The organism is Gordonia sp. CPCC 205515 (genome assembly GCF_048537925.1).
Taxonomy (GTDB): domain Bacteria; phylum Actinomycetota; class Actinomycetes; order Mycobacteriales; family Mycobacteriaceae; genus Gordonia.
Genome location: NZ_JBCLVJ010000018.1, coordinates 34,932 through 49,192, shown reverse-complemented (window position 1 = coordinate 49,192; position 14,261 = coordinate 34,932). Strand labels below are relative to the sequence as shown.

General features: G+C 69.0%; 10 protein-coding genes. 3 read left to right on the top strand and 7 right to left on the bottom strand.

Translation table 11 applies throughout. The features are described from left to right. Nucleotides 1–60 precede the first annotated feature (60 nt). Nucleotides 61–813 (top strand): PIG-L family deacetylase, encoded by a 753-nt coding sequence (locus AAFP30_RS24000; RefSeq protein WP_419232553.1) that lies wholly within the window; start codon nt 61–63, stop codon nt 811–813. A gap of 4 nt (nt 814–817) precedes the next feature. Here AAFP30_RS24000 and recD read toward each other — a convergent pair whose 3' ends face one another. From recD to AAFP30_RS23980, 4 genes are read right to left on the bottom strand one after another with little or no spacing between them, the layout of a single operon-like run. Beyond that, complete coding sequence (gene recD, locus AAFP30_RS23995) at nt 818–2,599, bottom strand: exodeoxyribonuclease V subunit alpha (RefSeq protein ID WP_419232552.1); 1,782 nt, start codon at nt 2,597–2,599, stop codon at nt 818–820. Next, entirely contained in the window at nt 2,596–5,913 is a 3,318-nt protein-coding gene (locus tag AAFP30_RS23990) for a UvrD-helicase domain-containing protein (protein WP_419232551.1), read from the bottom strand. The genes recD and AAFP30_RS23990 overlap by 4 nt, the downstream gene beginning before the upstream one ends. Next, nucleotides 5,910–9,299: an exodeoxyribonuclease V subunit gamma gene (gene recC, locus AAFP30_RS23985; RefSeq protein WP_419232550.1), complete on the bottom strand. Its 3,390-nt coding sequence runs from the start codon at nt 9,297–9,299 to the stop codon at nt 5,910–5,912. The genes AAFP30_RS23990 and recC overlap by 4 nt, the downstream gene beginning before the upstream one ends. A gap of 16 nt (nt 9,300–9,315) precedes the next feature. Beyond that, complete coding sequence (locus tag AAFP30_RS23980; RefSeq protein WP_419232549.1) at nt 9,316–9,795, bottom strand: acyl-CoA thioesterase; 480 nt, start codon at nt 9,793–9,795, stop codon at nt 9,316–9,318. Nucleotides 9,796–9,937: 142 nt separating this feature from the next. On the opposite strand from AAFP30_RS23980, the gene AAFP30_RS23975 reads away from it, so the two are divergent. Together AAFP30_RS23975 and AAFP30_RS23970 are read left to right on the top strand one after the other, a co-directional pair. After that, a complete protein-coding gene (locus AAFP30_RS23975; protein WP_419232548.1) occupies nt 9,938–10,516 on the top strand; it encodes a GNAT family N-acetyltransferase in 579 nt (192 codons plus the stop codon). A 148-nt stretch (nt 10,517–10,664) separates the two neighbouring features. After that, entirely contained in the window at nt 10,665–12,086 is a 1,422-nt protein-coding gene (locus AAFP30_RS23970; RefSeq protein ID WP_419232547.1) for an NAD(P)/FAD-dependent oxidoreductase, read from the top strand. A gap of 76 nt (nt 12,087–12,162) precedes the next feature. Here the strand turns inward: AAFP30_RS23970 and AAFP30_RS23965 are convergent, their stop codons facing one another. From AAFP30_RS23965 to AAFP30_RS23955, 3 genes are read right to left on the bottom strand one after another with little or no spacing between them, the layout of a single operon-like run. Further along, nucleotides 12,163–12,876 (bottom strand): urease accessory protein UreD, encoded by a 714-nt coding sequence (locus AAFP30_RS23965; RefSeq protein ID WP_419232546.1) that lies wholly within the window; start codon nt 12,874–12,876, stop codon nt 12,163–12,165. Between the two features lie 4 nt (nt 12,877–12,880). Beyond that, a complete protein-coding gene (gene ureG / locus AAFP30_RS23960) occupies nt 12,881–13,567 on the bottom strand; it encodes an urease accessory protein UreG (RefSeq protein ID WP_419232545.1) in 687 nt (228 codons plus the stop codon). Nucleotides 13,568–13,603: 36 nt separating this feature from the next. After that, entirely contained in the window at nt 13,604–14,257 is a 654-nt protein-coding gene (locus AAFP30_RS23955; RefSeq protein WP_419232544.1) for an urease accessory protein UreF, read from the bottom strand. Between the last annotated feature and the right edge of the window lie 4 nt (nt 14,258–14,261).

Genomic DNA, 14,261 nt, shown 5'->3' with positions numbered 1-14,261 from the left:
TACCGGCGCCGCATGCGGCTACCCTGAGGTGGGTCAACCCACCAGAAAGCAAAGGTTGCAGTGACTGCTCCCCGACTGCTGTTCGTGCACGCTCACCCCGACGACGAATCGTTGTGGACCGGTGGCACCATCGCCCGCCACACCGCCCGCGGCGGCGACGCCGACCTGATCATGTGCACCTGGGCCGAGGACACCTGGCGTGGCCAGGAACTCGTCGATGCCACCCGCGAACTCGGGCTGCCGCGTCCGCCGATCATGCTCGGCTACGCCGACCAGAACGTGCCCGCGTCGGCACCGCACGCGCCACCGTTCTGCTCGGTACCGTTCGACGAGCCGGTCCGCACACTCACCGAATACATCCGTGGGCTGCAACCCGACGCGATCGTCACCTACGACGCGCTCGGCATCTACGGGCATCCCGACCACATCCACGCCCACCGGCTGGCGACGGTCGCCGCCGACGCCGCGGCCAACCGTCGGCTCTACCACTCGTGCGGCGAGGCCTGGCAGGTGAAGTCGATCTACTTCGTGACCATCGCCGAATGGATGGTCGAGGACGTGAGCACCGACATCATGTCCGGCACGCCCCGGCGGTATCTGCCCGGCACCCCGGACGCCGACATCGATCTGGTGCTCGACGTCACCGAGTGGCGCGAGGCCAAGGCCGCCGCGATTGCCGCGCACAAGACCGAGGTGAAGCGCAGCAAGACGATGCAGGCGTTGATGGCGCTACCGTCGGATCGGCGGGCGCGGCTGTTCGGCACCGAGTGCTTTCAGCGTCGGGATCTGGTGCCCGGCGGGGTCGACCTCTAGTCTTCTAGCCCGGGGCGCCGGTGGGGTCGAGAACCCGGATGGGCGAACGCAATCCGCTGGCCCGCTGCACGCGTCGGTGCACGGCCGCCCGCAGCACCTCGACGTCGCCGACGATCTGCACGCGGGTCTTGGCGCGGGTGATGGCCGTGTAGAGCAGTTCGCGGGTCAGCAGTTCCGATCCGGGCGGCGGCAACACGACGGTGACTGCGTCGAACTGACTGCCCTGGGAACGGTGAATGGTCATGGCGTACACCGGGATCACGTCGGCCAGGCGACTCGGGTGTAGTGCGGTGAGCTCGGTGCCCCGCCGGAATACCACGCGTAGTGCGTCGGCGCGCTCGGGTTGCGTGGCGTCGCGGACCACGACACCGCAGTCGCCGTTGAAGGTGCCGAGTTGCCGGTCGGTGGCGGTGACCAGCAGCGGTTGACCCGGGTAGCGGGTCACCGAATCGAGTACGGCCGCACGGGGTCCGGGCAGATCGGCCAGCCAGTCGACGATGCGCCGCGACCATCCGCCGACACCCCACGCACCCTCCCGGTGGGCACACAGCACCCGGTGGGCGTCGAGGGCGTCGAGCGCTTCCTGCGTGTCGCCCGCGCGGGCCGCGTCGCGCATGTTGGCGCCCCACGGTTCGACGAGCTCACGCACCCGGTCGAGGTCGTCGGGTGCGATGAGGGTGACGTCGGCGATCGCCGGGTCGGTGACCAGATCGACGACGGCGTCGGCGTCGCCGCGGTTGATGGCCTCGGCCACGCGCGAGATGTCGCCGCCGAACCGGTATCCGCGCCGCAGGGTGATCACCGGTGGCGCAGGCTCGGTTTCGGCGCGTTCGACGAGGTCGGCGAGGACTGCTCCCGCGTCGACCGACGCCAACTGGTGCGGGTCGCCGACCAACACCAGGCGGGTGTCGGGGCGTAGGGCCTCGAGCAATTTGCTCATCGCCGTCATCGACAGCATGGACGTCTCGTCGACGACGACCACATCGAACGGCAGTTTGTTGCTCGGCCCGAATTTCGGCCGGCCACCGGGATACCACTTGAGCAGGCTGTGCACGGTGACCGCGTGCACCGAGTCCGGGGCCGCCGAATCGGCCGACACGGCCGCCTGGAGTTGGGCGGCCGCCCGCCCGGTGGGTGCGCAGAGCCCGATGCGTGCGGTTCCCCCGGACAGCCGGTCCAGGACCGCGAGAATCCGTGCGACGGTGTAGGTTTTGCCGGTACCCGGCCCACCCGCGACCACCAGCGTCCAGTTCGTGGCCGCCATCAGTGCGGCCTGCCGCTGCAGGTCTTCCTCGACCGGGCCGGTGGGCGTCCCGAACACCTCGTCGACGACGGCGGCGACCTCCGCATCCTCGGTGGTCGGCCGGCTGGTACCACGCAGCTCGAGCACGGCTCGGACGATCGCTTCCTGCTGGTGGTACTTACGCAGGTAGACCAGAGGTCCGTCGACGGATTCGGCGAGCACCAGCGGCCGTAGCGGGCCGTTCGCGCTGCCCTGCACCAGCACACTCTCCGCGAGCGACTCGGCGATGACGTCGGGGGTCGGGACGAGTGCGGCGAGGTCCGGCTCACCGGCGATTGTCTCCGGAATCCGGTTCAGCGCCAGGCACGTCGATCCCGACCGGACGGCGCGGATCGCCAGCGCCGCACCGAGTTGCGCATCGTCGGGGACGTGCGCGCCGGTCAGCCGCACCAGTCGCCGGGTGATCGCCACGTCCGTTGCACCCAGAAACCCGTTGTCACACAACAGATCCAAGCGGTCCGCTGATCGTTGCGCGCTGCTCATCGGACACCTCCGGCCAACAGATCCGACATCGCCGACACCAGCGTCGGCGGGACCGCCCATTCGAAGACCCCACACCCGGGCGGCGTATCGGGGCCGATCATGCCGCGCACGAAGTGGTACTGCACCGGGCCGAGATGCTCCTGCGCACGGTATCCGGGCAGCCGCCACCGCAGATAACGGTGCAGCGCCACCGAATACAGCAGTGCCTGGAGCGGGTAGTGGGCGCTGATCATCTCGCCGGCCATCGCGGCGGTGGAGAAATCCTCGGCGACGAGGTCGCCGGGCCGCAGGCGATTGGTCTTGTAGTCGACGATGACGAATTGACCTTCGTCGGTGCGCAGCACGGAATCGATACTGCCGGTGAGGAATCCGCGAAGCTTCGGGCCCGACAGTTCCCGCAGGATACCCGCATACGGCCGAAGCGGATCGTCGTCGGGCAGGTGATCCTCCATGAGTTCGGCCAGTTCGGTCAGTACCACTCCGTCGTCCGGTCCGGCCAGCGGCAGTTCGAAATCCAACTCGGCCAACCGGTCTCCGGGCGAAATACGCCACAGATCGCCGAATCCCAATGGGGTGGTGAGCACTCCGACGAGTGCGCGGGTGAGCACCTCGGTGTCGACGTCGGTCATCCCGTGCGCGGCGGCACGGCCGCAGAGTTCGGCGACATGCGCGGTGATGTCGGGGTGTGCGGTGTCGACGTACTCGAGGACCTCGTGCACCAGGGTGCCGAACGCCGCGCCGAACGGCAGACCGTTCATCAGCGACGGTGTGCCGGGACGAGCGCCCCCGATCTCCTCGGCGGAGTCGGTGTCCGGTTCCTCGGGTGGTTCGTCGTCGATACCGGAAACCTCGGGCTCGCTTCCGGTTTCGATGACCGGATGGGCGTGGCCGGCGTGCGCGATGATCGCCGAATACGATGTTCGGCGCCATGTCTGGTCGATGACCGAGGTAAAGGTCGCCACGCCGAGTTCGGTGTCCGCGGCGTGCGATGCGCCGCCCTGCCACACCTCGGCGGCATCGCGCCCGGCCGGTTCCACGGTGATCGACGGATCGCCGTCGGCGAGCGCCCGCAGCGTCGTCACACAGCGTTGGTCGTCGGGGATGTCGACGGTTTCGGGCACCATCGCCGCACCGGGTGTCCGACCGAAGAGCAGGCGATGCAGGGGCGATCGTGCGGTTCGGGCCATCGGTGCCCACCAGGCGACGACCGCCGACCGCGCCCGGGTCAGTGCGACATAGAGCAGCCGCAGGTCTTCGCCGGCTTCCTCGGTGCGGAAGGTGGCGAGTCGTTCACCACGGCCCGGCGACGCACCGCCGACATCGAGGTGCCGCACGCCGGCAGCGTCGTGGAAGGCAAAGGTGTCGGGTTCCACTGCACCCACGACGTCCCAGCCGAACGGCACGTAGACGATCGGGAACTGCAGGCCCTTGCTCGCGTGCACGGTCATGATCTGCACGGCCGCGGTGTCGCGGTCGAGGCGCCGGGTCTGCGCGTCGTGCCGGGTACGTCGTGAGCTGTCGCTGATGCGGTCGGCAAGCCACTCGGCGAGTCCGGCGAGACCGCAGCTGGTGTCGACGACGTGCCGGTTGCACAGCGACGCGATCTGCAGGACGTCGGTCAACTTCCGCTCACCGTCGTCGGCGGCTAGAAGCCTTGCCGCAACCTCATTTTCGGCGAGTAGGCGTTGCCCGAGCGCAGCGAATCCACCCTGGTCGAAGACGCGACCGAGGCGAGCGAGATCGGCAGCGAGGCCGGCGATCTCGGTTTCGCCTGCGTCGGCGACCCGACTCGGACTCCATCCGACCAGCGGGGTCATCGCCGCCATCGTGACGCGCCGGGTCTGGGCGGGTTGCTCGATCGCCGTGATGACGCCGAGCCAGTGCCGCGCGGCGGGCGTCTTGAATACGTCCCCGCCGGCCCCGACGACCGAGGCGACGCCGAGTCGGGCCAGTGCCTGCTGCAGCGGCGCGACGGTGTCGTGTTTACGGACGAGCACCGCGATGTCACCGGGTGCCACCGGCCGGAAGTCGTCGCCGGTGTCGATCTCGGCGTCCGACGACAGCAATCGTGCGATGTCGATCGCGACGTCCTCGATGACCGCCTGCCGAACGTCGCTGACATAGGGCAGACCGGTGGTCGCGGCGGTGGTGGTGAAGTCGCGGCGCACAAAGGCCCGCAATCGCAGCGGGACCGTCCCCCGCACCCGCGACGTGGCGTGGGCGGAGTCGACCTGGTGCACGACGATGTCGGGGTGACCGAGGCTGGCACCGCCGTACAACCGGAACAGCGCGTCGACGAGCGGGCGATCCGACCGCCAGTTGGTGCCGAGGGCCAGCAGCGCATCGGCCGAGCGGACCGCCTGCAGGTAGCTGAGCACCTCGGCACCGCGGAAGGCGTAGATCGCCTGCTTGGGATCGCCGACGAGCACCAGTTTGCCGTGGCCGTGGAAGCAGCGTCGCACGATCTCCCACTGCTGCGGATCGGTGTCCTGGAACTCGTCGACCAGCACCACCGAGAAGGCCGACCGGATCCGCTCGCACGCCTGCTCACCGACGACCGGGTCGGTGACGATGCCGTACAGGATGGACTGCAGGTCGTCGTAGGTCCGCAAGCGCGACAACCGCTTACGGCGTTCGGTCTCGGTCCGGACGCGGGTGCAGAACGCCACCCGCCATTCCGCGGCCTTGTCCCCCGCGGCCGGCGCCAGCACCGCCGACGGTTGCGCCACCGCCTCTTTGGCGAGTTTCACCGCCTGCTCGAGGGTGAAGGGCGGCGGGTCGGTGCGGCCGGCGAACCCGGCCAGGTAGATGTCGGCCGAGGCCTCTTCGACCAATTCGTTGGCGTCCTCGACGATGTCGTAGATGAGTTCGCGTTCACCGAGGAACCCGAGCGCGTCGAGCATGCGGTTGCAGAACGTGTGGGTGGTCGCGATGGTCGACGCGTCGAAATCCGACAGCGCTTTGACGAGATTGCTTCGTCGGGTGGCGATCTCGGCGGTGGTGCCGCGCAGCAGCAAGGACAGCAGCTCATCGCCCGTATCGTGCGGACCATCCGGGTGCGCAAGTGCGGCAACCAGTTCCGCGACCCGGAGCCGGGTGCGCTCGCGGAGTTCGGCGGTGGCGGAGCGGCTGAAGGTCACCAGCAACAGCCGCGAGATCGGTGTTCCTTCAGCGATGTGGCGGGCGGCGACCCCGACGATGGCGTAGGTTTTGCCCGTGCCGGCGCTGGCCTCCAGAACGGTGGTGCCCGTCGGTAGTGCGGCCCGGATGTCGAAGGGCTGCGGGCTGATCGGCAGCGTCTGGGAGGTGGTCATGAGGTGGCCTCGTTCGTCAGCAGCGGCTCCCAGATGAAACGGGACAGTCCGCAGAAGAGGTGATCATCCGGTTCACCGGGCAGGTGCAGGTCGCCGAGCTCGGCTCCGCCGATGGTCGGGGTGAGGATGTCGTCGAAGTCGACGGCGGCCGCGGTGTCACCGCCGTAGACCAGCCGCAGGTAGGAGTCGGTCTTCGCGGGCCCGTAGGGTCCGCTGAAGGCCTTGCGGGCGACCGCGATACCCGAGCCTGGCCGGGCACCGTTGCCGCACACTCGTGCGTACTCGGCGGCCGGGTCGAGCGGCAGCGGCAGCGGCGTGCGCAGGCCGAGGTCACGCAGCCGGACGAGGTCGTGCAGCACGGCGAGCGGGTCGTCGGGTGCAGTGAGCACCGAGCGAGCGACCGGCCGCGAGCCCGAACCCCGACCGATGACCACGCTCGAGACGATGGCCGGCTCGGTCGGGGCTGCGGCGGCCAGGGCGAGCAGGTGCACCCAAGCGGTCAGCCGCTGTTTGGCCTTGAGCCGGGAATAGGTGGCCGCGATGATCGCGGAGCCGAAGATGTCACCGACGGTGCCATGGATCTGGCGGCCGTCGGGCAACCCGACGACGATGTCCCGGCTCGCCGGCGTGCCGGAGCGTTCGGCGTCGGCGGCGAGGAAGAGTTGCCGCACATCGCGGGTGATCGTGTCGAGTTCGCGAGTACCGAATTCGAAGGGCGGCAGGCTTCCCCGGCGCTGTTCGGCGGCGCGGCAGGTGTCGAAATCGCGTCCCGCGAGCATCTCGGAGAGGAATCGGTCGCCGATGGCCCAGCGGTCCAACGGTTCCAGGGTGACGTCGAGGTGGTCGTCGGGACGCTGGTCCTCCTCGACGATGGAGGCACCCAACCGTTGCCGGAGGAAGCCCTGCAGCGGATTGACGAGAAACGCCGTGAGGTCGGTCAGGTCGATGTCGCCGTGCGGCGGTGCCGACACCTCGACGCCGGCGATCCGCGGGGTGACCACCTTGGTCGGTGACCGTAACGCCTTCGCACCCGAGAGCAGTTCCGCGTCGTAACTCAGCGGGCCGGAAATCCCTGGAACCACGCCGGATTCGAAGTTGTGCGCGTCGAAGGCATGCAGGGTGTGACGGCGGACGACGTCGACTCCCCCGGTCAGCACCGACAGCGTGTCGGTCAGTTCGCCGACGACCACGGCCGGCGGCACGCGGGTGCCGGTGATCGGGTCGGCGCCGGTGTAGAAGACGAGCAGGTTTTCGGTGGCGGCGGTGACCGCATCGAGGAACAGCTGCCGGTCCTCGTCGCGCGGATTGCGTTCCCCTATCACCGGATCCCGGCCCAGGACGTCGTCGCCGTCGCTGCGTTGGGCTCGCGGGAACACGTCGGTGTCGACGCCGAGCAGGATGATGACCCGGTGCGGGACCGACCGCATCGGCACCATCGTGCAGACAGTCAGTTCGCCGGTACGGAAGTTGGCGCGGGTGGGCCGGCCGGCGATCAGCGCCGACAACAGATCCCGCACGTCGCCGAGCCGCAGGACCTGGGTATCGGCGGTCCCGCGGTGTTCGCCGGGCTCGCCGACGGCGTCGCCGATCGCCGCCAACGCTTGTCCCCGCTGCCAGGCCTCGCTCGGGCCGACGGCGGTGAGGTCGTCGACGATGGCGGCGAGTCTCTCCGCCCACACGGCCCGGGGTGCGGGCTGTGCCACGTCGGCGAGGATGGCGGTGAGCCGGTCGATGAAGTCGATCAGCCGACCGGCGAGGTCGATGTCGGTGGATTCCACCCCGTCGAGCGGGAGTGCCGTGTCGAGCCACTCGCCGTCGCGCTCGTCGGCGAGGGTGCCGAGCGCGATCCGTCCCACGCCGGCGTCGAAGGTGCCCTGGGCGAATCCGCCGAGCCCGAAGGAGGCGCGTTGGCGGTCGTCGAGGCCCCAACGGATACCGCTGTGCGACAACCATTCCCGCACGACGTCGAGATCGTCGTCGGACATCTCGAAACGGGTGCGGACGGGATCGCGGCCGAGTAGGTCGACGACCTCACCGGCGGTCGCACGGCCGGCTGCGAGTTCGGTGACCACGGCGATGACATCGAGGATCGGGTTGACGTGACGCAGCCCGCGGTCGGCGAGGCGCACCCGCAGATCGAAGGCCGGGTGTCCGAGTCCGGGTTGTCCGAACGCACCGCGGATGAGGGGGGCAAAGGTGTCGACGTCGGGGCACATGATCAGGACGTCGCGGGGTTGCAGGGTGGGATCGGCGTCGAAGAGGTGCAGGAGCCGGTCGCGGAGGATCTCGACCTGGCGGTCGGGTCCGTGACAGGCGTGCACCTCGACGGAGGTGTCGGCGACCACCGAGCCTGGTCCGAGTTCATCGTCGCGGATACCGGACTGCAGGGCCGACAGGAGTGTGGGCGCCGACGGCGCCGCGGGCGGGTGGTGCTCGTCCCTATCGATCGATGGCCGCAGCCGTAGCTGTAGTTCCTGCACGTCGCGGGAGAGGCCGGCGAGCAGCGGATGCCCGATGGCCGCATCCGGGCGGGCGGTGCGGCGGATCGGCGCCGACCCGGCGGACGGCTGATCGTCGAGCCGCGTCCACAGCGCGGGACTCGCGTGCGGCACGAAGACGTGAACATCGCGGTGGGCGGCCAGGGCGGCGAGGACCGCCCGCAGCGATTCGGTGACCCGGGTGGGCCCGAAGACGCTGAGCCGCTCCGGCAGATCCGTCAGCTGCGGGTCGGCACGCAGCCGATCGCAGAGATCGGCGAGGAGTTCGGCCGGGTGCGGTTCACCGATGATCGCGCGAACCGCACGCCACACCATCGGCTGCCACGCCAGGTCGGCGGGCACTGCCGCGTCGATTCCGTCGGTGTCCCGATCGGCCGCCCAGTCCACCAGAATCGTCGGGCGTTGACGCCCATAGCTGTCGAAGAGGCCGGCGATGTGATGCGCCGCGGCGTAGCGGCGACCCAGCCGATGTTCGGAGTCAGATCCTTTGGTGTCCGACCCTTTGGGGTCCAGACCAAGGTGTCGGGCGAGGACCGAAAGGCCCGGCCGGTCGATCGTGTCGTCGAGAACCTCGAGGATGGGCCAGACCATCGCCGCCGGGCGCCACGGGTCACCGAGGCGGTGGCCGTCGCCGGCGCCGTGGGCGTCGGCGAGAACCCGATCAGTCAGTGCGGCCGGTGACGCGAAATCGATGTTGGCGCAGATCCCGTCGCCGACCCCGGACGTCCCCAACCGGGTGGCGAGACGTTGCTGCAGCCACCGTTCGACGCCGGGTGCGGGGACCGCGACCACTTCGGCGCGCATCGGGTCGTCGAGCGGGGAGACCACGATGTCGCCGAGGGCGTCGGCCAGGGTGTCGGTACGTTCGGCGCGGTGCAGGCGGAACATGGTGGCGCTACTCCACTCAGCGCCGTGCCAGCAGGCTCGCCCCTTCGACGAGATGCGGAGTCAGAATGTCGCGCACCGCCTCTGGGACGGGGGTGGCGCGGCCCGATTCCGGGTCGACCGACACCATGGTGGTCTCGGCGAGCGCGCAGGTGGTGCCTGCGGCGTCGATCAGGGTCAGCACCATGGTGAACGACGAGTTGCCGATGCGCCCGATGCAGGCGCGGCCGGTGATCGGCTCGACGGAGTAGTGCAGCACCGCGCGGAACACGATGTCCTGCCGGCCGACGACGAACGAGAATCCGGCTGGGCGGCCCGGGGTCTCGAACCACGTCGCGAACGACCGCACCCGGGTCTCTTCGAAGAGCCGGGCGATCTGCACGTTGTTGATGTGGTGATTGGTGTCCATGTCGCCGTAGCGCAGCTGCAGCGAGACGACTGTCTCGCGGGCGTCGTCGGTCCCGGGCGTTGGGGTGTCTGCGGTGAGTTGATCGGCCACGAAACGAACCATAGGGCATGGGTATGACAGCCTTCGGCACCGCCGGAGAACACGCCCTCACCGACACGCGGGATTCGGCGGTCGCGGACCGTAGACTCACGCCGGGATCACGACTCGGGGATCAACGGCGACAGGGGGCAGGGTGGATCTGGAGACCGCGCGACTACGACTACGGCCGGTCACGACAGCCGACGTCGATGCGTTGGTGGATCTCGACCGCGACCCGGCCGTGATGCGGTTTGTCAGCGGAGGCCACGCCACCCCGCGCGAGGTCATCGAGGACTGGGTGCTGCCCCGCGCGGAGGCCGAGCGGCGGGCAAATCGCACGGGTATGTGGGCGGCGATCGACCGCGGCCCTGCCGGATTCCTCGGGTGGTTCGCGCTGCGCAGGCCGCGCCACAGCAGCCGCCCGGAACTCGAACTCAGCTATCGGTTGCGTCGCGAGGCGTGGGGTCGCGGTCTGGCGACCGAGGCCGCGCGCGCGTTGATGGTGATGTCCTTCGACGACCTGGCCGCCGATCGGGTCTTCGCCAGCACGATGGCGGCGAATATGTCGTCGCGACGGGTGATGGAGAAGATCGGGATGCGGATCTCGGCGGTGCGGATGGGCGATGCGGGCCAGCTGTCCGGCGAGGTCGAGTACGAGTTGCTGCGTGCGCACTGGGAATCGTCGCTGCGCGGCCGGTCGCGGCACCGACGGGTCGTCGACCTCACCGCCTGAACCGTCCCGCAGTGCCGGAATGTCGCATTTGCGTGTTTTTTGTGACGCAACCGGGGTCCTCGTCGCGCCCGATGGGTGTCGATTGACTACCGTGATGGGTGGTGTGCGGCAGCAGCCGAACCTAGCAGCGACAGGAGACGTCCTTCAGATGAGCAGCCCCACTGGAACCTCAGCACGCCCGCATGTGGTCATCGTCGGTTCTGGCTTTGGCGGTCTCTTCGCGGCGCAGCGTCTGGCGAAGCACGACGTCGATGTGACCCTCATCGCCAAGACGACCCACCATCTGTTTCAGCCGATGCTGTATCAGGTGGCCACCGGGATCATCGCCGAGGGTGAGATCGCGCCGGCGACCCGCATCATCCTCCGCAAGGAGAAGAACATCCAGGTGCTGCTCGGTGACGTCTTCAAGATCGATCTCGAGGGCAAGACGGTCACTCACCGTCTGCTCGAGCGCATCACCGAGACCCCGTACGACAGCCTGATCGTCGCGGCGGGCGCCGACCAGTCGTATTTCGGCAACGACCACTTCGCGGAGTACGCGCCGGGTATGAAGACCGTCGACCATGCGCTCGAACTGCGCGGCCGCATCCTCGGCGCCTTCGAGCAGGCCGAACTCTCCGACGATCCCGATGAGCGCGCCAAACTGCTGACCTTCGTGGTGATCGGCGCCGGCCCGACGGGCGTGGAACTCGCCGGGCAGATCGCCGAGATGAGCGACAAGACACTCAAGGGCACCTTCCGGCACATCGACCCGACCGAGGCGCGGGTCATTCTGCTCGACGCGGCACCCGCCGTCCTGCCGCCCTTCGGTCCGAAGCTCGGCCAGAAGGCCGCCAAGCGGCTCGAGAAGCTCGGCGTCGAGATCCAGCTCAATGCCATGGTCGTCGACCTCGACTACGACGGCCTCGTGGTGAAGGAGAAGGACGGCAGCACGCGGCGTATCGAGTCGCAGTGCAAGGTGTGGTCGGCCGGTGTGCAGGCCAGCCCGCTGGGCAAGCAGCTCTCCGAGCAGTCCGGCGTCGAACTCGACCGCGCCGGTCGCGTTCAGGTGCTGCCAGACCTGTCGATTCCCGGTAACCCGTACGTGTTCGTCGTCGGCGACATGATGGCCGTCGACGGCGTGCCGGGCGTGGCGCAGGGCGCGATTCAGGGCGGGCGCTACGCGGCGGATGCGATCATCGCCGGGCTCCGTGGGCAGACGCAGGAGCAGCGCAAGCCGTTCAGCTATTTCGACAAGGGCTCGATGGCCACGGTGTCGCGGTTCAGCGCCGTGATGCAGGTGCCGTTGCCGGGTACCAAGAAGAAGTTCGAGACCGAGGGCTACTTCGCGTGGCTCGGATGGTTGGCCCTGCACCTGGTGTACCTGGTCGGTTTCCGCAACCGCCTCAACACCCTGGTCAACTGGTTCTTCGCGTTCAGCACCAAGGGACGTACGCAACTCGCGGTCACCGAGCAGCAGGTCTACGCGCGCAGCGCCCTCGGCGCGCTCTCCGACCTGGAGAAGCAGTCGATCCCGGAGGTCGAAGCGCGAGTCTCCGGCATACCGTCGACGAAGGCCGACGCGGGCTGACCCGCGTTTGCGCTGACCGACTCCCGTCGGCACACGTTGTGACGTTGTGCCGGCGGGAGTTTCGTTTGTCCACCGGTCAGGTGCGAGCCACGTCGAGTTCCAGATCGTCGCAGAGACCGCGTGCCCTGGTGGTCGACGAGTCGAGCGCAGTGGTCAGCGTCGAACCCGGAATGTCGTGTGGCCGAGTTAGTTCCAGTCGTGCCGCGTAGGCGACCGGCGAGACGGTGGCCGGCCGTTCGTCGGGAAATCGGAAGACGCTGCTGACGGCGCGGTGCCCGCCGCCGGCGGGGTCGCCGAGAGTCAGGCGGTGCCGCAGGATCGGTAGGCCCCCGATGTCGACGCGCAATGCCCCGGACCAGCGGGCGCGCGTCCGGACTGCGAAGGACTCTTCGGCACGCCCGAGTTGGGCGTGCTCGGCGATGATGACCGTGCTGTCGCGATGGGCGGTGACCGTGGTGGTGGAACCGTGCTGCGCGCCGCCTGCGACGATCGTCGGCTCCGGATCCACATGCAGGCGTGCGCCTTCGGCGACATCGATGTGCCATTCGGTGGTGGAGTCGAGGCGGTCGCGGGCGGGCAACGCGATGGTCGCTGCGACCGTGCGCAGGTGCAGCGTGGCACCGGCCTCGACCACGACCCGGATCACGATCGAGTCGCCGCCGAGTGGTGTTGCGGCGGTGCTGATCAGGTGAATCGCATTCGGCCCGGTCTGCCGCGCGGCGAGACCGCCGACCGCGGCCACCCGCGCGGAGCGACCGGCGGGCGCGACGATGTCGATCTCGGTCTGCACGATCTCAGCCGGGGATCCGGATCTCGGCCAATTGCGTTCGAACCCAGGACAACACGTCGGTGGCGGCCGGATCGTCGGTGAGCGAGATCAGCGCCGTCGGCCGACCCTCCCGGACCCGTTCGGCGTCGCGGCGCATCACGTCCAGGTCGGCGTGGACGCGTTCGGCGAGGTCGGTCTTGTTGACCACCAGCAGATCCGAGAACGTCACTCCCGGACCGCCTTTGCGCGGGACCTTGTCGCCGCCGGCGACGTCGATGACGAAGATCTGCACGTCGATCAGACCGGTGGAGAAGGTGGCGGTGAGGTTGTCGCCACCGGACTCGACGAGGATCAGGTCGAGCGGCGGATTGGCGGCGACGAGGTCGTCGATCGCGTCGAGGTTTGCGGTGATGTCGTCGCGGATCGCGGTGTGCGGACAGCCGCCGGTCTGCACGGCGGTGATGCGTTCGTCGGGCAGGACGGCGTTGCGCCGCAGGAAGTCTGCGTCCTCGGTGGTGTAGATGTCGTTGGTGAGCACGGCGACCGACAGTTCGTCGCGCAGCTGTCGGCACAGCGCCGCGACGAGCGCGGTCTTGCCGGAGCCGACCGGTCCGCCGACGCCGATACGCAACGCCTCGCCGGGTTCACGGTGGCGGCGCGGGCGGGCGTGATCGTGGCTGTGCGGTTGCCCGTCGATGAGATGCGGTGGCATGAATGAGTTTCCTTTCGGCAGAGCTGATTCGAGTGATTACGACATGAACAGTGGCATCGAGCGGCATTCGTGCCGCTCGGCGAAGACGTCGAGGGTCGGATCCGACAGGTCGGCGAGTTCCACCGCGGCGGCCGCGGCGATGCGTTCGCATTCGGCGCCGAGTTCGGCGATGACGAGGGCGACGTCGGCCGGGTCGAGGGCGAGCAGTCGCTGTCCGGCGGTGGCCGACCCGCTCATCGTCGTATAGACCAGGACCAGGGCGGTGTGGAAGCCGGACAGCCGGGAGGCCCGGCCCACGGACCCGCAGACGACCGGCAGGTGGGTGCGTCCGGTGTGCGGCGTCCAGTCGTGATCCGGAAACATGCGGCGGGCCAGGCGCAACATACCTCTCCCCTGCGCCAGCGATGCGCGTCGCGCCGCCGCCGACGGGGTTCGCGCATCGGTTTCGGCCTGCGCCGCAGCGACATCGAGCGTGTCGTCGACGACCGCAGCCGCGATGGATGCGGCGACCAAACCGCTGGTGGTGATCCGACGACGCAGATAGTCGGCCAGGGTGTCGGCGTCGACGATGACACCGTCGGCCACCGCCTGCTCGACACCGCCGGAATGAACGTGCCCGCCGACGGGGAGCCGCGAATCGGCCAGCGTGAGCATCATCGCCAGCCCGGACATGGGTTCAGTGGAGAACATCGGC